Raw genomic sequence first — 19,071 nt, 5'->3', positions numbered from 1 at the left:
TATGAATTACGAAAGTACTAAAATTATCATTCGCAATTCATAATTTACGTTTTCTAAGAAAGTTCAATCACTACTTCTTCGGTTTTTCTACGAACTTTTTTTAAGTCTTTCATATAATCGTCTTCTGCTCTAAAACCAACAGGTAATACTAAAACAGATTGTAAATTATACTTATCTAATTCTAAGATTTGGTTATATTTTTCAGGAATAAAGCCTTCCATAGGACATGAGTCTATTTTTTCATTTGCTGCTACAGTCATTAGATTACCTAAGGCGATGTATGCTTGGTTTTTCATCCATTGAAATAAAACTTCTTGCGATTTGTTTTCAATGTCGTTTGTTAAGTACTCTTTAAATGGATTTAAGATTTCGTCTGGAGTGTTTCTTACATCTTTAACTAGTTTAAAGTAGCTTTCAACATATTCAGAAGTCAATTCGTTAGGGATACATAAAACCAATAAATGTGAAGCTTGTGCAACCTGAGGTTGATTCCAAGAATGTTCAACCAATTGTTGTTGTATGTCTTTGTTTTTTACAACTATCATTTTTACAGGTTGTAATCCATAAGAAGTAGCTGTTAAGTTGAAAGCTTCTTTTAAAATGTTGATTTGCTCTTCGGAAAGAATTTTATGTTCGTCAAATTTTTTAACAGCATAACGCCATTGTAAATTTTCAATACTATTCATATAATTTAATTTTTTACTTGTCAAAAGTAGTCTAATATGAAATTACCGAAAAGCACTTTGGATAATAAAAATTGATGATGTTATAGAGAATATTTTTGTACCTTGAAAATGAAAAAGAAATGTTATGAGAGAAGAGTTTTTACATTTTTTATGGCAGTATAAATTATTCAATACTAAAAGTTTACTATCTGTAAAAGGTGAGACAATTGAGGTAATTAACTCAGGAGTTTATAATACCAATTCTGGTCCTGATTTCTTAAATGCAGAAGTAAAGATTGATGGTCAATTATGGATTGGGAATATTGAAATCCATGTAAAATCATCGGATTGGTATATGCACCATCATGAAAGAGATATTAATTATGATGCGGTTACTTTGCATGTAGTTTGGGATTACGATGCTGAAGTATTTATGAAAAACAACCTTCCTTTGCCTACCGTAGAATTACAACAGTTTATTCAAAAAGAAGTATTGGAAAACTATCAGAAATTATTCTTAAAAGAACAACGGTGGATTCCCTGTGAGAAACAAATTAGAGAAGTAGATTCTTTTTTACTGGATAATTGGTTAGAACGTTTATATTTTGAACGATTAGAAAACAAAGCTGGTTTTATAAAAGAGCTATTAATTCAATCTAATAATGATTATGAAGCAGTGTTATTCCAACTGCTAGCTAAAAATTTCGGATTAAAAGTAAATAGAGAAGCGTTTTTAGAGCTGTCGAATTCTTTTGATTTTTCAATATTGCGGAAAGTTCGATTTAATGAAGAGCAATTATCAGCATTATTGTTGGGGCAAGCAGGTTTTTTAGAAGGTGATGTAAAGGATAATTATTATGTACAACTACAAAAAGAATATAACTATCTGCAACATAAATATCAGTTAAAGTCTTTGGCGAAACAACGTTTTCAGTTTTTTAGAATGCGACCGAGTAACTTTCCAACAATCCGGATTGCACAGTTAGTAGCGTTGTATCACAGGCACCAAAATTTGTTTTCCCAAATATTAGAAGTTTATAGTTTAAAAGATTTTTATATGTTGTTTTCGGTAGGGGTAAATGACTTCTGGAAAATACATTATACGTTTGAAACTGTTTCTAAAAAATCGGCAAAGCGACTTACAAAATCATTTATAGATTTGCTGATTATTAATACAATTATTCCTTTAAAATTTGTTTACGAGCAAGCTAGAGGTGAGGTTAATGAAGAAGGATTATTGAAATTGATGCAGCAACTAAAACCCGAAAAGAACTCGATTATAAGTAAGTTTTCTGAGTTAAAAATTGAAGCAAAAAATGCTTTTGAAAGTCAAGCTTTATTAGAGTTGAAAAATAATTACTGTGTAAAAAAGCATTGTTTAAAATGTGCAATAGGAAATAGTTTGTTGCGTAGATAAAACATTTCTAGCGAAGAGATTCTGATATAAGATTTAGAGTAGAATGAAAAAATCTCGTGAATTTAAATTCACGAGATTCATCTTTATTGTTTTGTTTAATATCGAAGTGATTTAAAAGTTGTTAGTATAAACTCTTAAATTTAGCAGGATTTGCTTCATGCATAATTTCATACACTTTTTCAAAAATATCTTCAGCAGATGGTTTAGAGAAGTAATCTCCATCTGTACCATATGCTGGCCTGTGTGCCTTTGCGGTTAAGGTTTGTGGTTTGCTATCTAAATGTTTGTACCCATTTTGGTTTTCAACAATTTCTTGTAATAAATATGCCGAAGCTCCTCCAGGAACATCTTCATCAACTACTAATAAACGATTCGTTTTAGCAACCGATTTAACAGTGTCGTGATTGATATCAAAAGGCAATAAACTTTGTGCATCTACAATTTCTACATCAATACCAACTTGTGCTAAATCTTTGGCAGCTTCTTCAACAATTCGTAAGGTAGAACCATAAGAAACAATGGTAATATCGTTTCCTTCTTTAATAGTTTCAACAACACCAATTGAAGTTTTAAATTCACCTAAGTTTGTTGGTAATTCTTCTTTTAAACGATATCCGTTTAAACATTCTACTACTAAACCAGGATCATCACCTTCTAATAATGTGTTGTAGAATCCAGCTGCTTTGGTCATGTTACGAGGAACTAATACGTGAATTCCTCTTACATTGTTTATAATTCCTCCCATTGGAGACCCTGAGTGCCAAATTCCTTCTAAACGGTGCCCGCGAGTACGAATGATTAATGGAGCTTTTTGCTTTCCAAAAGTACGGTAACGTAGCGTTGCTAAATCGTCACTCATAATTTGTAAAGCGTATAATAAATAATCTAAATACTGAATTTCTGCAATTGGACGTAAACCACGCATTGCCATACCAATACCTTGGCCTAAAATAGTAGCCTCACGAATTCCTGTATCAGAAACACGTAATTCACCAAACTTTTCTTGTAATCCTTCTAATCCTTGATTAACATCACCTATATATCCAGCATCTTCACCAAAAATTAATACTTCAGGGTGTTTTGCTAAAATAGCTTCAAAATTATCACGCATAATAATACGTGCATCTACGATGTTTTTTTCTGAAGCGTATGTAGGAGCTTCAGCTGCAATATTTTCTGTTGCTAATTCAGTTTCACTTAATAAGTGTGCCGAATATTTTACAGCAGCTTTATTGATAGAAGATTTGATAAAGTTTTGAAGCGTTACTTTTTCAGTAAAATCTTCATCTTTTAAATAACGTAAACTTTTACGAGCAGCTACTAAAATATCCTTTCTGATAGGTTCAGCAATTGCCGCTAAATCATTTTTATATTTTGTAATGAAGGAACCGTTGTTACTTTTTTGTGCTATAGAGTCTAACAAAGTAATAGCTTCTGAAACTTCATTCTTTATTTCATCTGTGTAGGCACTCCAAGCATCACGTTTTGCTTTACTAACTTCTTTTTTAGCTTCTTTTTCAATATTGATTAAATCTTCTTCTGAATCAATAAATTTTAAAGTTTCACCATCTTCATTTTCTAATTCAAACTCTAAAATCCACTTACGCATCTGCGCAATACAGTCAAACTCTTGCTCCCATTCTAAACGCTCTTTCGATTTGTAACGTTCGTGTGAACCTGAAGTAGAGTGTCCTTGTGGCTGTGTTAATTCTTTTACATGAATTAATACGGGTATATGTTGTTCTCTTGCTATTTGAGAAGCTTTGTTATAGGTGTCTACTAACTGAACATAATCCCAACCATTCACTACAAAAATCTCATATCCATTGCTTTCATTTTCGCGTTGAAAACCTTTTAAAATTTCTGAAATACTTTCTTTGGTAGTTTGATGACGAGCGTGTACAGAGATTCCATATTCGTCGTCCCATACATTCATAATCATTGGTACTTGTAAAACACCTGCAGCATTGATTGTTTCAAAAAACAATCCTTCACTTGTACTAGCATTACCAATCGTACCCCAAGCAACTTCATTTCCGTTGATAGAAAAGTTGGTGTGCTTTTCTAATCCTTCAACATTTCTGTAGATTTTTGATGCTTGTGCTAAGCCTAATAAACGAGGCATTTGACCAGCAGTAGGGGAGATGTCTGAAGATGAGTTTTTTTGAGCTGTTAAGTTTTTCCAGTTTCCATTTTCGTCTAAAGAATGGGTTGCGAAATGTCCACCCATTTGACGACCTGCCGACATTGGTTCAATATCAATATCGGTGTGAGCATATAACCCTGCAAAAAATTGTTGAGGAGTTAATTTTCCAATAGCCATCATAAAGGTTTGATCGCGGTAATACCCCGAACGAAAATCACCATTTTGAAAAGCTTTAGCCATAGCTAATTGCGGCACTTCTTTACCGTCTCCAAAAATTCCAAATTTAGCTTTACCAGTTAAAACTTCTCTTCTTCCTAATAAACTACATTCTCGACTAATACGAGCGGTTCTATAGTCTTTTAAAACTTCGTTTTTAAAATCTTGAAAAGAAAGCTGTTGAGTATTAGCTATTTCGGTATTTTGCGTCATAATCATCTAATTTAGGTACGGTTACAAAGATAGCTTTTTTAGTTGAAATTTAAAAATTTCGGTTTTTATTGAATATTTGTTAAAATAATAGAAAAAAAACAGTTTTTGTTGAAGTATTTATAATAGGCCTCTTCTAAAAAAGTTATAAATTCTATCAATGTCTGTTGTAATAATAAATCGAATTTTTGAAGGATAGGCTCCTTTGTTGATTTCGAAACCTTCATTGGTATAAATAGGAAGATAAAATTCGAAAATATCGGGGAGAAAGTTTAAGCGAATCCCATTCTCGTAAAAAAACTTAGGTGATGTGTTTTTATTTTTTAACATAGCCACATCATTATAAATTTCTGCCCACTTCCAAACACTAATACTGGTATTGATGGAAGAAATGAATTGATTAGCATAATGAGGGTTTTTAAATTTAGACTTAAAACCTCCTTGATCTGTAACAAATTGCTGACTAAAAATCCCTTCATTTTCTGATCGTCCGAATAAGTTTTGTTCAAATAGGTAATCATTTCCACGATTTAATCCAAAGCTAAAATAATCACCTTCAGTATCGTTGGTTAAGAATAATCCTCCAAAAAAGCGAACTTCATAGCTTTCATTAGTAGTGAAAAGCTTTCTGTACCTAATATCTGTAGATATTTTGTTGAAGTTTGAATTTATTTCAGCATTGAAAGCATATCTAATATCTTGAATTGCGGTGTACTTGTTATTGATGTAGCGTAAATTAAAAATATTATACTTGTCCTGATCTGTTTGAGTATCATCAGGAACGACTTCTTTATTAATGCCTACTAAACGAACCAAAAAAAACTTAGATCCTATGTCTCGAAGGGTATTTCTTCTAAATTGAAAACTTACAAATGGAGTTAAAGTATTATAACCTAGTTCAGGAGCATAATGAAAATTACTACCACCAATACCGTATCGTATTTTATATAAACTAGATTTTTTGAGGAAATGATTGTATGCGACAACAAATGAGCCTGTTAAGTTTTTACTTTTTGTTCCGTAGTTGGGAGTTATGCTAAACTCAAAGTTATGATTAATAATAGGTCTATTATTAATGTTAACTCCTAATATTAGCCCATCATATAGGTTGTATTTAATGTCTGGATAATAAAAGAATTGATTATAGTATGGGTTTTCTACATCCTTAAAAAAACGAAATTGTAGAGGTTTGTTAATAAGTTTGTCGTTTACATTTCTGAAGTTGTCTAAATAATTAAATTCTGGGTAGTTGTTCTCGTAATTTAAAGCTAATTTATCAAAATCACCTCTCTTTATTTTAATAGTCTTTATAGACTCAATATTAGTGACCCATGTTTTAAATTTTACTTTTTTCTTTTGAATACCATATAAGGCAACAGGAGCCGTAAAATTCCTTTTATTTTTAATGGTAATGTTAAGGGAATCTTTGTTTTTAGAGTATTTTACTTTTTTTATTTTGTAATCAATTTTTTTATTGGTGTTTATATAGTCACCAAAAAACCATCGTAAATCTTTTGAAGTGTTTTGTTGAATAATGGTAGCAAAATTTTCACCACTAGTTAGTTTTAATTGATTTTTAAAGTAATACTCTCTTATAGATTTCTTTAAAACACTATCCCCAACAAAATCTTGTAAATACTTAAATCCTAGCCCAGCTTTATACTTGCTGACTACTTTTCGGTTGAAATTAGAAAGTGAATCACTAGGTGTTGTTAGTGGTTGATCATAAAATTTACGAGCACTAAATTGATAAACAAAAGCATATTTATCATTTTGTTTAAGTTTAGAAAGGTTATAGGATTTTATAAGCCAATTATTGGCATATTTACCTAAAATAGGAACATCAGGGTAATACTTTTTTATATACTCCATCATTAAAAAAGTTTGTAATCCGTCTGTTAACCAATAATCTTTTCTTGTATTAAGAATAATAACATCGTCAAAATATTTTTGTGTAAGTGCTTTGAAAAAACCTGTTTCCCATCTGAAATTTTTAGGAAATGGTTTTAACCAGCGAGGAATTCCATAAATTTCATGTAAGGAGTTTTTATTTACAGTACGAGCATCTACAAGAATTTCTGGATGCGGAGTTTTTCCTAAGAAATCTTCAATAAATTGTATTTGCCGATTTATAATTTCGGTAGTTTCTTTATTCGAGATGTCTTTTAAATAAGCATCAGTTTTTACTTCTTTATCTTTTGTTTTAAAAGATTTGAATGTCTTTACTGTATCAATATGAAGTATAATGTCTTTTTTCTTTTGTCCTACTAAATAGAAATTGGTAGTTTCTCCTTGTTCAGTTTTATATTGATATAAATTACTTTCGATGTGATAATTTTTGGGAACATCAATAGAAATAGTATAACTAGAAGGTTTTTCATATAAATCATCTAAATTTAAGTTGCTCATTATTTGCCAATTTTCATTAAAAACTGCAGGAGTTATATACCAAAAACGTAAATGATACCCGGTTTTTGTTTTTCCGTACCCAGTGTATTTTGCATTCGGGATTTTTACAAAATAAGAAGTGAATATAGTTAAGCTATCTTGAGGTTTAAGTGTATCTGTTAAAGAAATTTCAATAACATCAGGTTGGTTCTTTTTTTCTTTAAAAGGAACTAATTTATAGTTTATAGCCAAATTTTTTATATAACTAAAACCTCTGTCATTATCTTTTGAAAAATAAAAATCGTTTTTGTAATCTTCGATAAAACGTTTGCCCAGAGGTGTTTCGTTATCTATGTAGCTATTAGCCCAATTATGTAGGTAAAGTTTTTTTAAGTTAGTAGATGATTGGTTAAAAAAAACAGTTTTCTGTTGAATGTGAAGTAAGTCGTTTTTTACATCTAGTTTGGCTTTAATATTAATTGAATTTACTTGCGCTGTTATTTTTAAACAACACAATAAAATAATACAGACAAAGAAGTATGTTTTTGATTTCAATACAAACATAAAAAAGCTCGTTGGGAATACAACGAGCTTTAAAGATACATATTTTTAGAAATTTGGTTTTAACTGATATTTAGCATAGAATTTGTTAAAGTGTTCAACAGCTTCGTCTGCTGTATCAACGATTCTAAATAAGTTTAAATCTTTTTCGTTAATATTTCCTTCTGCGATTAAAGTGTTTTTAATCCAATCTAATAAACCACCCCAGAATTTCGTGCCAATCAAAACAATAGGGAAACGCCCAATTTTTTTTGTTTGAATAAGGGTAATAGCTTCAAAAAGCTCATCCATAGTACCAAAACCACCAGGCATTACTACGAAACCTTGAGAATATTTTACAAACATAACTTTACGAACAAAGAAGTAATCAAATTCTAGGTTTTTATCGCTGTCAACCCAAGGATTATCGTGTTGCTCAAAAGGAAGCTCAATGTTTAACCCAACAGAAGTTCCTTTACCTCTATGTGCTCCTTTGTTACCAGCTTCCATAATACCAGGACCACCTCCTGTAATTACCCCAAAACCACTTTGTGTTAATTTATAAGCTACTTCTTCTGCTAGTTTATAATAAGGATCATTAGCTTTTGTTCGTGCAGATCCAAAAATAGATACACAAGGTCCAATTTTACTTAATTTTTCATATCCATCAACAAATTCAGACATGATTTTAAAAATTGCCCATGAATCGTTGGTTTTTATTTCGTTCCACGTTTTTTGTTGTAGTTTTTCTCTAATTTTTCTGTCATCATTCGGACTCATATTCATTTACCTTTATTAAATTAACAATTTAAAGAACTCCTAAAATTTAGAATTTTAGCAAGCCTGCTAATTTAGTGGTTTTATTCTAACAAATCACAATTTAAAAAAGGTCGATTAATTTTTAATCGACCTTTTAATCTTCATGTGATTATTATTTTAATCACATACTCTATTTCTACAATAAGAGTCTGAAGGGCAATCTAGATCTGTTCTACAAATTGTACCTCCGTTTATTTGCTTTTGTTGTGCTTTATTTAAAAGATAGCCTAAATTTGAAAATGACTTTTCCATAGTTTAAAAAATAAATATTTCATAATTCTTGATTATTTAAAGACACTCAAGTGCTATGTCTTATTTTTTATAAGAGAACTTTTAGTTGTTTTCTTTTACAGCTACAGTAGCTATTACAAATTTACTTTCCAATAGGTTCGTGCATGCATACATCTGTACATATAGCTCCTATGAAAATATAACAAGGGTCATTAAGTGTGCATAAATAAGGGTCAATTCCTCCATTAATTTGTTTTTGTTGTATTTTATTTAGAGGATTACCTAAATTTAAAATTGATTTTTTCATGATAAATAAAAGTTTAAAACCATTGCCAAACTTTTTTGACAATGGTTACTATATTAAATTGAATTTTAGAAAGGACCTATTTGGCATTCAGATTCAGCACAAAACCATCCATAGTCAAAACAAGTAGTACCTCCTGGTTTCATACATTGTTTTCTGCCTCCGTTGATTTGTGTTTGTTCTGCTTTTGTTAACTTTTTACCTAAATTTAAAATTGATTTTTTCATAATTTTAAGATAATCTTAAGTTTAGTACCAAAAACATCCGTAAGTCCCACATTTTCCGGCATCGCAGAAAACAATTCCTCTAGAGGTTGTTTGACAGCACTTCCATCCATCTTGGTAACAACTACCAAAACCACCACCGTTAATTTGTTTTTGATCAGCTTTGTTTAAAGCTTTACCTAAGTTTAAAATTTGTTTTTTCATGATTAAAAAATTTAATATTTAATAATCCTTGACCATTTAAAGACACTCAAGGTTTGTGTCTATTCTTCGCGAGAGAATTTTTTATTTGACAATATTTTTAAGTTGATAGAAAAAACGTTCTATCAAACGTAAATCTTCTGTTACAATATCCGCAGCACCTTTCATTTCTTGCCTAAAAGGAATCGTTTTATCGTATGTTGTTTCTAAGTTCTGGGGTAGTTCGACATCTATTAAGTAATTCCCTTTTTCATTTGGTATAAGTGAAATAGATTTTACTTTTCCATTAATTTCACCAAACTCATCAGAAGGGTAGTTCAGTAGTTTTATTTGAACTTTTTGCCCTTTTTTTATCTTACCAGAGTTAGCTGCGGGAGCTTCAATTTTTCCTATAAAAGTATTCCCTTCATTAGGAATGATGGTGAAAATTAAATCTCCAGTTTTTACAGTTTGATTTTTATTCCAGAAGGATAAAAAAGAAACTTTTCCATTAATAGAAGAGGTTAAAGCGTATTGTTTTTCCCAATCTTTAATTGCTTTCTTAAGATATAAAAACGATTGTATAGCTTTCTTTTTTAATCGACTGTCTTGTTGAGTTTTCTTTATGGAGGTTCCTTCTAGGTTTTTATTGGAGTTACTAATTAATTCTCTGATTTGTGAAATTGAAGATTCAAGTGTTTTGTAAGAACGTTTTGCTTGTAGGTATTCTATTTCTTTTTGATCTTTTTCTTTGGCAGAAATTACACCTTGATCAAACATTTTTCGACTACGTTCTAAATCTTTTTCTTTAAATCCTAATTCTTTTAAATTTAAATCTTTTTGAGATAATAAAATTTGTAATCTTCCTTTAGCTTCAATTACCGACATTTGATTAGCAAAATTTTCAGACTTGAATGGAGTTAGTTTTTCGTTTAAAATGTATTCGGAATAATCATTTTCAAATTGAGAATAGCTAGAGGTAATATCACCTAAAATTAAAGGAGGAACATCATCAATAGGAAAAAAGAATTTTTCTTGATTCATTCTAATAGTGTCAACAATACTTTTTAATAATAAAACATCTTTATAAGAAGCACTATTTTCAATGATAGCTAAAACATCTCCTTCAGTAACACTTTTGCCTTCGCTGGTTAAAAAGGTTTCAAATTGTCCTGTTGACTTTGCATAAATTTTTTCAGGAGGTGTAGAGGTGGTAACCATTACTTCAGTAGAAATAACGTCAGGATATTTTACAAACCATGAAATAAATAATAACATAAAGATAAGGCCTAAAAAAAGCGTGTTACCCCAACGAATCATCCAATTTGGTACATGGGTTAAAATTTCTTGAACTTCCTCGCTTCTAATTTCTATGTCTTGAGTACTGTTTGGCATTTAATATTTTTAGCTTTTAAAAGGAGAGGGAGTATCCCTCTCCAAAGAATTTGATATATCTATCTTTCCCTTGAAATTAGTAATTAATTACAAGGTTTTGTAGGAACACTAGTGTTTGTTACACACCTTCCTTCTTCATCCCAATAGCAGTTGCATGTACATCCACCAACTTCCATAGGGCAAAGAACAATTGCTCCTCCATTAATTTGTTTTTGTTCTAATTTACTTAAGTTTTTCCCTAAGTTTAAAATTGCTTTTTTCATAATTAACAAGTTTTAAGGGTATTAGCACGGAACACCTTCATCTGGTTCATAAATACATCGACCTGCAATAATAATACAAGAAGTTTCATGTGTAGGAGGACATGAAGGGTTGTTGTAACAACAGATAAATTTTCCACCATTAATTTGTTTCTGTTCTACTCTGTTTAAAGCTTTCCCTAAACTTAAAATTGATTTTTTCATTTTTTAAAATTAAAAATTTGATAAAATCCTTGAACATTTAAAGACACTCAAGGTTTGTGTCTATTCTTCGCGAAAGTTTTTTGTAACATTATATTTAAGAAGTTTTTCTTATCTAGAAAAACACTTATAATTGACTAAAACACTCATTTGACATTCTTGTGGAAGACTGTGGTAATCTTGACAGGTGCCACAAAGAGTTGCAGGTGTGTTAAGAGGGTCATCAGAATAATAACATCCTCTTGGAGGGCATGATTCACCTCCTCCATTTATAGTTTTTTGCTCTATTTTATTCAGAGCTTTACCTAAGTTTAAAATTGATTTTTTCATAATAATTAATTTATTTATTAGGAGTTACAAGCAGAGTGAGAAGGTAACACACACATATAATTGCAGCATACATGTCCATCTACACCGCAAAAGAATCCGAACTTTTCTTTACAGACCCCGTATTCATCTGTACCTCCAAAAATTAGCTTTTGTTTAGCTTGACTTAAGCTTTTTCCTAAATTTAGAATTTCTTTTTTCATTATTGCTATATTAAAGGTTACAGTATTTTTGATATTGATCAAAGGTTAAGCATATACCCATTTCTCCATAACCACCATTACAACAACCCATTGTTCCAGGACAGTCACTATGTGAGTAACAAGCAGGGTGACCTCCTCCATTTATAGTTTTTTGCTCTATTTTATTTAAAACTTTACCTAAGGTTAAAATTGATTTTTTCATGATTATTAATTTTTAAGATTAAAAACAACATTTTCTATATCCACTTTGTAGCCAACAAGAACTATCATAGTCCCATTCACATCGGTTACATGTATAACTATTCCATCCTAAATCTTCACATGTAGCTTCTATATATCCACCATTAATTTGTTGTTGTTCAACCTTGTTTAAAGCTTTACCTAAGGTTAAAATTGATTTTTTCATGATTAAAAAATTAAATATTAATTAATCCTCGACCATTTAAAGACACTCAAGGTTTATGTCTATTCTTCGCGAAAGAATTTTTAATGTCGTGTTTTATTTAGATTTTGTTTAATTGTCTATATTTAAAATCGTTTTTCTATTTGTAACTTTTCGGGTCTAACGACTAAAAATCTGCAGGGCCTGGATCACATCGTTTATCAATAACAGCATAACATCCACCATCTGAACCTATTTCGCAACAACCTTTGCATTGTCCTTCAATAAGATCACAAGTAGACCCTAAACCGCCACCTCTTATTTGCTTTTGTTCTAATTTACTTAAGTTTTTCCCTAAGCTTAAAATTTGCTTTTTCATTTTCATAAGATTATAATTATAGATTAATATTGTAAAGGATCACTTCCATCAGGACATGTACTATAGCAGTCAACGTAATGCGCATAAAATTGACCTCCTTTTTGTATTAGACAAAAACAGCGATCATTTTCATCTACAGAGCCAAAACCACCCCAAAAAGATTTTTGTTCAACTTTGTTTAAAGCTTTACCTAAGTTTAAAATTTGCTTTTTCATAATTAAAAATTAAAATATTTGATTACCCCTTGATCATTTAAAGACACTCAAGGTCTGTGTCTACTTTTTTGTAAAAAATGTTTTATTTACCAAGGTCTAGTTGGTTTTTAACTAGATGGTAATAACTTCCTTTTAATTTAATAAGTTCTTGATGGTTTCCTTTTTCTATAATTTTTCCTTTTTCAAGTACCACTATTTGATGTGCATTTTTTACAGTACTTAATCTATGGGCTATTACAACAGCTGTTTTGTTAGCAAAAAACTCATTAAGTTTCCCCATAATAACTTTTTCATTATTGGCATCTAAGGCGCTGGTAGCTTCATCAAAGAATAAAAATTTTGGATTTTTGTATACAGAACGAGCGATAAGTAGTCGTTGTTTTTGCCCAGTACTAAGCCCATTACCTTCACTTCCAATTTTAGTATTGTAGCCTAATGGCAAACCTTCAATATAGTCTCCAATATTGGCTACATCAATAGCATGAGCTAGCTTTTCTTTATCTACATAGTCTTCTCCTACAGCTATATTTTTGGCTATGGAATCGTTAAAGATATATCCCTCTTGCATAACAACTCCACAATTTCTTCTCCATTCTTTTTGAGAAATATTTTTTAAACTGAAATTGTTAACCATGATATCTCCTTGGTCAACTTGATAAAAACCAAGTAATAATTTCATTAAGGTAGTTTTACCACTACCACTAACCCCTACAATTGCAGTTGTTTTGTTGGCAGGAATTTCAAGAGATAAATCTTTTAAAACAGGTTCCAATCCACCAGTATATCTAAAAGAAATATCGTTTAGTTTTATTGAAGCGTCTTCAGGGATGGTTGTTACCTTTTCATCGGTAGGTTTTTCTTCATCTTCCATATTATGAATTTCACCCAATCTATCCAAAGAGATTTGCGCGTCTTGTATATCTCTCATAAAATTAATTAATTGAGTAATTGGTCCGTTTAATTGGCCAACAATGTAACTAATAGCCATCATCATACCCAGTGTAATTTTACCGTCTATTACAAGTTTGGCAGAAAGTATGGTAATGAACATATTTTTAAGTTCATTGATAAAGTTTGATCCTACACTTTGAGTTTGTTCAAGGGCGAGACTTTTTGTAGCAACTTTAAATAATCGAGCTTGAACATATTCCCAATTCCAACGCATTCGTCTTTCTGCATTATGGAGTTTAATTTCTTGCATTCCGTTAATAAGTTCAATCACTTTACTTTGTTCTTGGCTTACTTGAGAAAAACGTTTGTAGTCTAGTTCTTTACGTTTTTTAAAGAAGAATAATACCCACCCAAAGTACAAAACACTTCCGAGCACAAATACTCCAAAAATTTGCAGACTATAATATCCCAAGACTAAACTGAATATTATAAGGTTGAAAAAGGAGAAAAGTACTGTTAATGATGATGTTGTTAAGATTCGTTCAATACGTTTATGATCGTTGATTCTTTGTAATAAATCACCTGTCATTCTTACATCAAAATAGGAGATAGGTAGTTTCATTAATTTAATAAAGAAATCAGAAATTAAGGAGATGTTAATACGAGTACTAAGGTGTAATAAAATCCAACTTCTAATAATTTCAAGAGATGCTTTACCTACAAACAGAAATAATTGAGCGAATAGAATTAAATAAACAAAGTTTAAATCTTGATTTTTAATCCCCACATCAACTACACTCTGAGTTAAGAAAGGGAGGATTAATTGGAGTAAACTTCCAGCTAATAAACCAACTATAAGTTGAACTATAAATTTTTTGTACTTGAATAAGTATTTGAAAATGAAAGAGAACCCAAACTTTTCATCTTCTTCAAATTCTTCTCGATAGAACCTTGGAGTAGGTTCAATCAGTAAAGCAATTCCCTCCTCAGTATTTTCATCGGCATTGTTTCCTATCCAATGCTGTATGAACTCTTCTTTAGTAAAAGTAATGAGTCCATGTGCTGGATCAGATATGTAGATTACATCTTTTTTAATCTTATAAAGAACTACATAGTGGTTTTTATTCCAGTGAATGATACAAGGAAAAGGAGCTTCTTTAAGTTTATTGTAAGCTAATTTTATACCTAAGGATTTAAACCCAATAGATTCAACAGCATCACTTAATCCAAGCAAACTACTTCCTTCTCTGGTTGTTTCACTTAATTTTCGTAACTGTTGAGTATTGATGGTTTTACCATAGTGCTTAGCTATGATTTTTATACATGTAGGGCCACAATCTTTGGCTTCAGTTTGTTTGTAATTTGGAAATTTTTTCAAGTGAATTAGAGATAAATAAGAATAATAAAAGAGTGAAATATAGAAAAAATTCCACTCTTTTTTGTTAAAAACTCGACCTATTAATAAGGACAGTATTCAGCTGATGGAACACAGCTCCATTCCCTTGTATATGGATTGTAGCAATCAAATTTTGTACAATGTCCAGGAGCACCTCCATTAACTTGTTTTTGTTCAACTTTGTTTAAAGTTTTTCCTAAGTTTAAAATTTGTTTTTTCATAATTTATAAAAGTTAAAGATTATGTTATGTGTTTTATATACAGACATTATCGCTAGTACAGCAACAACTACCTGGACATTCATCATCTACAGTACAAGTGTTTTCTCCAGAGCAAGCATCTTCACGTTTTAATTCTATACCTCCAAAGGTGTTTTTTTGTTCTGTTTTGCTTAAACTTTTTCCTAAGTTTAAAATTTGCTTTTTCATAAGTAAATTTTTGAATTAATAGTTAGTATTCAGCACCTGTCCAACATGAAGGGTCGCCTGATTCTACACCAGGAATTGTTCCGTCTGGACAGTATTGGCGACAAGAATTAGAGACCTTTACTCCATTACTATAACAAAAACATTTACAATCTGGTCCTTCAATAGGTCCTTTTCCGTAAATTTCTTTTTGATCAGTCTTATATAGAACTTTACCTAGACTTAAAATTTGTTTTTTCATAATTTAAATTTTGTATTTAACAACCAGTACAACTAATACTGCCTTCAGGACAAAATTGCCACGGTCCTGTACAGTTATTATTTCCCCCGTTATTGCTACCACCATCATTAAGGTAACAGTAAATGCCTTCGCAGTATTGTCCTGTAGGACAGTTTCCTCCTTCATCACAAAAGCCTATAGCCCCACCACCATTTACCAACTTTTGTTCTTTTTTACTTAGCGTTTTTCCTAAATTTAAAATTTGTTTTTTCATAATAAATATTTTTTAAATACAACAGTTTGTTGCTGGGTGATATTGACAACCAGAAATATAAGTTCCACCACAGCTAGTGTTGTTTTGAGCTAAGTAACTAGTAGTACAACATTGTAATGCTGGGTCACAGCATAAAGATGGTTTTGGTTTTACTCCTCCATTAATTTGTTTTTGTTCTACTATGTTTAAGGCTTTGCCTAAGTTTAAAATTGATTTTTTCATGATATATAGAAGTATAAAACCACTGTCAAGGTTATTTGACAATGGTTGTTATATTAAACTTAACTTTAGAATGGGCCTAATTGACATTCAATTTCAGCACACTGTAAACCAAATTCTGTACATTCACCATTACTCCATGGAGTAATACATTGCCTCTTTCCTCCGTTAATTTGAATTTTTTCCGTTTTGTTTAAAGCTTTTCCTAAGTTTAAAATTGATTTTTTCATCTTACTTTTTTTTAAATATATTAGAAATCAATTTCAAAGCTACAATACACTTCGGCACAGTGTGGGCCATTATCTTCACACTTACCATCTTTGTTGGTATCACACATTTTTCTACCTCCATTAATATGGATTTGTTCCGCTTTGTTTAAAACTTTACCTAATGTTAAAATTTGTTTTTTCATAATTGAAATTTTAAAGTTACTTTTGCGGCGAACATTTAAAGACACTCACCATTGTGTCTATTCTTCGCGAGAGAATATTGTTCAAAATGCAAAGCCCTTTTCAGGGCTTTGTTTTTTTATTATGCTGTTTTTAAGGAAGTAGTTGAAACTTGACAGTTTTCTTCTAGGTCTTCAATAAATAAAATTAAATCAGTTCTATTGTATTCTTTAGGGAAGGACCTTCCGTTGATTAGAATTTCGGGAGTAAAATTGATAGCATTTTCTTTACACCAAGCTTTTTCTTTTTCTAGTTCAGAAATATAAAGCTCTTTTTGTTTGCATTCTCCCCATTTCTTTAACCAATTAGTAGGCTTTTCATCTCCATAAATAGCGTCCATAGCAGCTAAACATTCTTTTTCTCCTTTTAGCTCGTATAACTCCAATAACCTACTAGTAATTTTTACAGCATCACTTTCTTTGTCTTCTGGGTTGATATTGAAGCGAACTGTTATCTTTACATTGTTGTGATATCTTTTTAGAATTTCATCAACATGAGCATGAACAGGTTTACAATGCCCGCAGAAAGGATTGGTTACAATTACTATCTCTAGGTTTGAATTTAGATTCCCGAAAATAATCTCTTTGCTATTATTTAATTGAGTGTCTAGTTGAGGCGATTTTTGAAGAAGGTTGTCAAATAAGGTATAGTTTCTTTTAAATTTAACATTTTCAATTTTCTCTTTTCTAAGTTCATGTACGTTTGTAACTAATGGTTTGATATAGTTCCAAGCTATCCAAGAAGAGAATGTTACTAATCCAAAAATAACAAAATCGTTACTAACAAAAATATCAATATAAGTTTTAGTTAAAATAGGTACAGATGCCTGTATCCATAAAACACCGACAATACTCAAACATAAAAGGCACCATTTTTTTATTACTGCATACTGGTAGTAAAGAGAGTAAATAGTAGCAGGAATAGCTAATAAACTAATAGTGTATGAAATTACAGGGTTAGCTATTTGAATAAAAGTAATGATTGATAGTCCCGTAAAATATAAAATACTTAAGTCGCTTAGTTTGTAACCTTTTATTATCTCTGCTCCTTTAGAAGTTAAAACAGCATCGCAATCTTTTTTATCGTCAGCTCCAGAACAAAAGGCATCACCAATAGAAGTTTTTAAGCCTAATTCTTGTTTTACAATAGCAACACTAACTATTATTCCAATAATAGATAGAATAAAGTATGCAACATTTTGCCATGATGTTGAGCTTTGGTAAAGATAATAGGAAGCTAAAATGGTCAAGAAGGTAAACCCGACAGTTTTTATGGTATTGGATTTTGTGTTGATTTGTTCATTAGCTTCAGTCTGTTCAACAGCAACAATAATACCTGTAAATAGGTCAAGAAATTCTGTTTCTGTTAAGGTGTTTTTTTTGTTTTCAGAATCGTGTATTACATAATCTAACCCTTTTCTTTCAACGACAATTAAGTCTTGACCATGCTCCTTATTTATTTGAGCAATAAAACAATTAGGTAATTGTGAAAGGGTTTCTGAATTTACAGGAACGTCAGCAGCAACATTTTCAATATTAAAGTGATCTAAGACTCCTGTTATTGCATGTAAACTAGGGTAAGAAGGATGGCTTTGAATTTGAAAAGCAAGTTCTTCTTTGTCAAAAGGAATTTTATTTTTCTTAAGTAATTTTTGTACTAAAGTTATCAGCGTGTCTTTCAATGGTATATGTTTTTTTGTGAATAGCTAATTTTTTGATTTTCCCAAATCTATCTTGTCGTAATTTAAAAAGTGTAAAAAAAGACGTAAAAAAAGTAAGGTTTTTCCTTACTTTTTTGTTTTCTATATGTATCCTTTCTCTTTGGCTATTAAAATTAACTCTCTATCACCTTTATCTTTTACATTAAAAATCTTTTTTAAATGTCGTTTTCTCTTTTCAATACTTGCCGCAGAAAGAGGAATATAGATAGGCATATCTTTCATCTTAGAACCGATTGATAGTTCGTAAAGAATTTTTCGGTCTATTGAATCTATTATAAAGTTATTAGCTATCTCTTTTCGTATAAGCTTTAATACAGTTTTGCTGTAATAAGGTGTGTTACTTACTACATTTCTAATAGCATTTTTTAGTTCTTCTGACGTTAAATCATTTTTTATTAAAAACCCTTCAGGATTTAAGCTTTTAATAATATTATGAATTCTATAATTGTCATTACAATCTGTAGATACAATAATTTTTGTACTGGGAAGTAGTTTTCTAATTAAAAGTCCTAAATCTTCACCAGATAAAATTTTTCTATTAGTTGAAGGTGTTAGTTTTAAGTCTAACAAAACAAAATTTAATGAAGTTTCCTTTTCTATTGTTCTTTTTATAATCTCATAAGCTCCATTACAATTGTAAGTAATGTCGGTATTAAAATTAAAATTAGATGTTAGGTTAGCTACTTTTGATATTATACTCTTATATGTTTCACATATAAGAGGACAATTATCTGCTATTAAAGCAGATTGTTTTTCTTTTTTCATATTTATATAG

At 30.5% G+C, this 19,071-nt stretch carries 27 protein-coding genes; 1 reads left to right on the top strand and 26 read right to left on the bottom strand.

Going from position 1 to position 19,071, the window contains the following annotated elements:
* Positions 1 to 53 precede the first annotated feature (53 nt).
* Positions 54 to 686 (bottom strand): NAD(P)H-dependent oxidoreductase, encoded by a 633-nt coding sequence (locus DFQ07_RS12220; protein ID WP_133537261.1) that lies wholly within the window; start codon positions 684 to 686, stop codon positions 54 to 56.
* A 124-nt stretch (positions 687 to 810) separates the two neighbouring features.
* On the opposite strand from DFQ07_RS12220, the gene DFQ07_RS12215 reads away from it, so the two are divergent.
* Positions 811 to 2,082, top strand: a complete 1,272-nt coding sequence (locus DFQ07_RS12215; RefSeq protein WP_133537259.1) for a DUF2851 family protein — start codon at positions 811 to 813, stop codon at positions 2,080 to 2,082.
* Positions 2,083 to 2,203: 121 nt separating this feature from the next.
* Here DFQ07_RS12215 and DFQ07_RS12210 read toward each other — a convergent pair whose 3' ends face one another.
* The 25 genes from DFQ07_RS12210 to DFQ07_RS12120 all read right to left on the bottom strand — a co-directional run bounded on the left by DFQ07_RS12210 (position 2,204) and on the right by DFQ07_RS12120 (position 19,061).
* Positions 2,204 to 4,657, bottom strand: a complete 2,454-nt coding sequence (locus DFQ07_RS12210) for an alpha-ketoacid dehydrogenase subunit alpha/beta (protein WP_133537257.1) — start codon at positions 4,655 to 4,657, stop codon at positions 2,204 to 2,206.
* 117 nt (positions 4,658 to 4,774) lie between these two features.
* The gene (locus DFQ07_RS12205; protein WP_133537255.1) at positions 4,775 to 7,606 is read right to left on the bottom strand and encodes a gluzincin family metallopeptidase; all 2,832 of its coding nucleotides are present in this window, start codon (positions 7,604 to 7,606) and stop codon (positions 4,775 to 4,777) included.
* Positions 7,607 to 7,651: 45 nt separating this feature from the next.
* Complete coding sequence (locus tag DFQ07_RS12200) at positions 7,652 to 8,368, bottom strand: LOG family protein (RefSeq protein ID WP_166627782.1); 717 nt, start codon at positions 8,366 to 8,368, stop codon at positions 7,652 to 7,654.
* Between the two features lie 406 nt (positions 8,369 to 8,774).
* Complete coding sequence (locus DFQ07_RS15640; RefSeq protein ID WP_166627781.1) at positions 8,775 to 8,939, bottom strand: hypothetical protein; 165 nt, start codon at positions 8,937 to 8,939, stop codon at positions 8,775 to 8,777.
* Positions 8,940 to 9,004: 65 nt separating this feature from the next.
* Positions 9,005 to 9,163: a hypothetical protein gene (locus DFQ07_RS15635; RefSeq protein ID WP_166627780.1), complete on the bottom strand. Its 159-nt coding sequence runs from the start codon at positions 9,161 to 9,163 to the stop codon at positions 9,005 to 9,007.
* A gap of 21 nt (positions 9,164 to 9,184) precedes the next feature.
* Positions 9,185 to 9,364 carry a hypothetical protein gene (locus tag DFQ07_RS12195; protein WP_133537253.1) on the bottom strand — a complete coding sequence of 60 codons (180 nt, stop codon included), beginning with the start codon at positions 9,362 to 9,364 and terminating at the stop codon, positions 9,185 to 9,187.
* Between the two features lie 81 nt (positions 9,365 to 9,445).
* On the bottom strand, positions 9,446 to 10,735 hold the full coding sequence (locus DFQ07_RS12190; protein ID WP_133537251.1) for an HlyD family secretion protein: 1,290 nt from the start codon (positions 10,733 to 10,735) through the stop codon (positions 9,446 to 9,448).
* 83 nt (positions 10,736 to 10,818) lie between these two features.
* Positions 10,819 to 10,998, bottom strand: a complete 180-nt coding sequence (locus DFQ07_RS12185; RefSeq protein WP_133537249.1) for a hypothetical protein — start codon at positions 10,996 to 10,998, stop codon at positions 10,819 to 10,821.
* 21 nt (positions 10,999 to 11,019) lie between these two features.
* Positions 11,020 to 11,199 carry a hypothetical protein gene (locus DFQ07_RS12180; protein ID WP_133537247.1) on the bottom strand — a complete coding sequence of 60 codons (180 nt, stop codon included), beginning with the start codon at positions 11,197 to 11,199 and terminating at the stop codon, positions 11,020 to 11,022.
* Positions 11,200 to 11,307: 108 nt separating this feature from the next.
* Entirely contained in the window at positions 11,308 to 11,526 is a 219-nt protein-coding gene (locus DFQ07_RS12175) for a hypothetical protein (protein WP_133537245.1), read from the bottom strand.
* Positions 11,527 to 11,543: 17 nt separating this feature from the next.
* A complete protein-coding gene (locus DFQ07_RS12170; RefSeq protein ID WP_133537243.1) occupies positions 11,544 to 11,726 on the bottom strand; it encodes a hypothetical protein in 183 nt (60 codons plus the stop codon).
* A 10-nt stretch (positions 11,727 to 11,736) separates the two neighbouring features.
* Positions 11,737 to 11,928 carry a hypothetical protein gene (locus DFQ07_RS12165; protein ID WP_133537241.1) on the bottom strand — a complete coding sequence of 64 codons (192 nt, stop codon included), beginning with the start codon at positions 11,926 to 11,928 and terminating at the stop codon, positions 11,737 to 11,739.
* 18 nt (positions 11,929 to 11,946) lie between these two features.
* Positions 11,947 to 12,132: a hypothetical protein gene (locus DFQ07_RS12160; RefSeq protein WP_133537239.1), complete on the bottom strand. Its 186-nt coding sequence runs from the start codon at positions 12,130 to 12,132 to the stop codon at positions 11,947 to 11,949.
* A 163-nt stretch (positions 12,133 to 12,295) separates the two neighbouring features.
* Complete coding sequence (locus tag DFQ07_RS12155; protein ID WP_133537237.1) at positions 12,296 to 12,487, bottom strand: hypothetical protein; 192 nt, start codon at positions 12,485 to 12,487, stop codon at positions 12,296 to 12,298.
* Between the two features lie 23 nt (positions 12,488 to 12,510).
* Positions 12,511 to 12,702: a hypothetical protein gene (locus DFQ07_RS12150; RefSeq protein WP_133537235.1), complete on the bottom strand. Its 192-nt coding sequence runs from the start codon at positions 12,700 to 12,702 to the stop codon at positions 12,511 to 12,513.
* A gap of 82 nt (positions 12,703 to 12,784) precedes the next feature.
* Positions 12,785 to 14,971, bottom strand: coding sequence for a peptidase domain-containing ABC transporter (locus DFQ07_RS12145; RefSeq protein WP_133537233.1), 2,187 nt, complete (start codon positions 14,969 to 14,971; stop codon positions 12,785 to 12,787).
* Between the two features lie 80 nt (positions 14,972 to 15,051).
* A complete protein-coding gene (locus tag DFQ07_RS15630) occupies positions 15,052 to 15,210 on the bottom strand; it encodes a hypothetical protein (protein WP_166627779.1) in 159 nt (52 codons plus the stop codon).
* A 33-nt stretch (positions 15,211 to 15,243) separates the two neighbouring features.
* Positions 15,244 to 15,417 carry a hypothetical protein gene (locus DFQ07_RS15625; protein ID WP_166627778.1) on the bottom strand — a complete coding sequence of 58 codons (174 nt, stop codon included), beginning with the start codon at positions 15,415 to 15,417 and terminating at the stop codon, positions 15,244 to 15,246.
* A gap of 22 nt (positions 15,418 to 15,439) precedes the next feature.
* A complete protein-coding gene (locus DFQ07_RS12140; RefSeq protein WP_133537231.1) occupies positions 15,440 to 15,655 on the bottom strand; it encodes a hypothetical protein in 216 nt (71 codons plus the stop codon).
* Between the two features lie 16 nt (positions 15,656 to 15,671).
* Complete coding sequence (locus DFQ07_RS12135; protein WP_133537229.1) at positions 15,672 to 15,908, bottom strand: hypothetical protein; 237 nt, start codon at positions 15,906 to 15,908, stop codon at positions 15,672 to 15,674.
* A gap of 12 nt (positions 15,909 to 15,920) precedes the next feature.
* Entirely contained in the window at positions 15,921 to 16,130 is a 210-nt protein-coding gene (locus DFQ07_RS12130; RefSeq protein WP_133537227.1) for a hypothetical protein, read from the bottom strand.
* Positions 16,131 to 16,195: 65 nt separating this feature from the next.
* Positions 16,196 to 16,357: a hypothetical protein gene (locus DFQ07_RS15620; RefSeq protein ID WP_166627777.1), complete on the bottom strand. Its 162-nt coding sequence runs from the start codon at positions 16,355 to 16,357 to the stop codon at positions 16,196 to 16,198.
* 20 nt (positions 16,358 to 16,377) lie between these two features.
* Positions 16,378 to 16,539, bottom strand: a complete 162-nt coding sequence (locus DFQ07_RS15615; protein WP_166627776.1) for a hypothetical protein — start codon at positions 16,537 to 16,539, stop codon at positions 16,378 to 16,380.
* Positions 16,540 to 16,658: 119 nt separating this feature from the next.
* Positions 16,659 to 18,257 (bottom strand): vitamin K epoxide reductase family protein, encoded by a 1,599-nt coding sequence (locus DFQ07_RS12125; RefSeq protein WP_133537225.1) that lies wholly within the window; start codon positions 18,255 to 18,257, stop codon positions 16,659 to 16,661.
* A 120-nt stretch (positions 18,258 to 18,377) separates the two neighbouring features.
* Complete coding sequence (locus tag DFQ07_RS12120; RefSeq protein WP_133537223.1) at positions 18,378 to 19,061, bottom strand: response regulator; 684 nt, start codon at positions 19,059 to 19,061, stop codon at positions 18,378 to 18,380.
* Positions 19,062 to 19,071 lie beyond the last annotated feature (10 nt).

The sequence above is a fragment of the Tenacibaculum caenipelagi genome (genome assembly GCF_004363005.1).
Taxonomy (GTDB): Bacteria; Bacteroidota; Bacteroidia; order Flavobacteriales; family Flavobacteriaceae; genus Polaribacter; species Polaribacter caenipelagi.
The sequence above is the reverse complement of the archived record's forward strand: the minus strand, read 5'-3'. Positions and strand labels throughout refer to the sequence as shown.

Excerpts from the sequence above, each read along its gene's own strand:
- DFQ07_RS12220 (WP_133537261.1), bottom strand. The coding sequence starts at position 686 with ATGAATAGTATTGAAAATTTACAATGGCGTTATGCTGTTAAAAAATTT.
- DFQ07_RS12215 (WP_133537259.1), top strand. The coding sequence starts at position 811 with ATGAGAGAAGAGTTTTTACATTTTTTATGGCAGTATAAATTATTCAAT.
- DFQ07_RS12210 (WP_133537257.1), bottom strand. The coding sequence starts at position 4,657 with ATGACGCAAAATACCGAAATAGCTAATACTCAACAGCTTTCTTTTCAA.
- DFQ07_RS12205 (WP_133537255.1), bottom strand. The coding sequence starts at position 7,606 with ATGTTTGTATTGAAATCAAAAACATACTTCTTTGTCTGTATTATTTTA.
- DFQ07_RS12200 (WP_166627782.1), bottom strand. The coding sequence starts at position 8,368 with ATGAATATGAGTCCGAATGATGACAGAAAAATTAGAGAAAAACTACAA.
- DFQ07_RS15640 (WP_166627781.1), bottom strand. The coding sequence starts at position 8,939 with ATGAAAAAATCAATTTTAAATTTAGGTAATCCTCTAAATAAAATACAA.
- DFQ07_RS15635 (WP_166627780.1), bottom strand. The coding sequence starts at position 9,163 with ATGAAAAAATCAATTTTAAATTTAGGTAAAAAGTTAACAAAAGCAGAA.
- DFQ07_RS12195 (WP_133537253.1), bottom strand. The coding sequence starts at position 9,364 with ATGAAAAAACAAATTTTAAACTTAGGTAAAGCTTTAAACAAAGCTGAT.
- DFQ07_RS12190 (WP_133537251.1), bottom strand. The coding sequence starts at position 10,735 with ATGCCAAACAGTACTCAAGACATAGAAATTAGAAGCGAGGAAGTTCAA.
- DFQ07_RS12185 (WP_133537249.1), bottom strand. The coding sequence starts at position 10,998 with ATGAAAAAAGCAATTTTAAACTTAGGGAAAAACTTAAGTAAATTAGAA.
- DFQ07_RS12180 (WP_133537247.1), bottom strand. The coding sequence starts at position 11,199 with ATGAAAAAATCAATTTTAAGTTTAGGGAAAGCTTTAAACAGAGTAGAA.
- DFQ07_RS12175 (WP_133537245.1), bottom strand. The coding sequence starts at position 11,526 with ATGAAAAAATCAATTTTAAACTTAGGTAAAGCTCTGAATAAAATAGAG.
- DFQ07_RS12170 (WP_133537243.1), bottom strand. The coding sequence starts at position 11,726 with ATGAAAAAAGAAATTCTAAATTTAGGAAAAAGCTTAAGTCAAGCTAAA.
- DFQ07_RS12165 (WP_133537241.1), bottom strand. The coding sequence starts at position 11,928 with ATGAAAAAATCAATTTTAACCTTAGGTAAAGTTTTAAATAAAATAGAG.
- DFQ07_RS12160 (WP_133537239.1), bottom strand. The coding sequence starts at position 12,132 with ATGAAAAAATCAATTTTAACCTTAGGTAAAGCTTTAAACAAGGTTGAA.
- DFQ07_RS12155 (WP_133537237.1), bottom strand. The coding sequence starts at position 12,487 with ATGAAAAAGCAAATTTTAAGCTTAGGGAAAAACTTAAGTAAATTAGAA.
- DFQ07_RS12150 (WP_133537235.1), bottom strand. The coding sequence starts at position 12,702 with ATGAAAAAGCAAATTTTAAACTTAGGTAAAGCTTTAAACAAAGTTGAA.
- DFQ07_RS15630 (WP_166627779.1), bottom strand. The coding sequence starts at position 15,210 with ATGAAAAAACAAATTTTAAACTTAGGAAAAACTTTAAACAAAGTTGAA.
- DFQ07_RS15625 (WP_166627778.1), bottom strand. The coding sequence starts at position 15,417 with ATGAAAAAGCAAATTTTAAACTTAGGAAAAAGTTTAAGCAAAACAGAA.
- DFQ07_RS12140 (WP_133537231.1), bottom strand. The coding sequence starts at position 15,655 with ATGAAAAAACAAATTTTAAGTCTAGGTAAAGTTCTATATAAGACTGAT.
- DFQ07_RS12135 (WP_133537229.1), bottom strand. The coding sequence starts at position 15,908 with ATGAAAAAACAAATTTTAAATTTAGGAAAAACGCTAAGTAAAAAAGAA.
- DFQ07_RS12130 (WP_133537227.1), bottom strand. The coding sequence starts at position 16,130 with ATGAAAAAATCAATTTTAAACTTAGGCAAAGCCTTAAACATAGTAGAA.
- DFQ07_RS15620 (WP_166627777.1), bottom strand. The coding sequence starts at position 16,357 with ATGAAAAAATCAATTTTAAACTTAGGAAAAGCTTTAAACAAAACGGAA.
- DFQ07_RS15615 (WP_166627776.1), bottom strand. The coding sequence starts at position 16,539 with ATGAAAAAACAAATTTTAACATTAGGTAAAGTTTTAAACAAAGCGGAA.
- DFQ07_RS12120 (WP_133537223.1), bottom strand. The coding sequence starts at position 19,061 with ATGAAAAAAGAAAAACAATCTGCTTTAATAGCAGATAATTGTCCTCTT.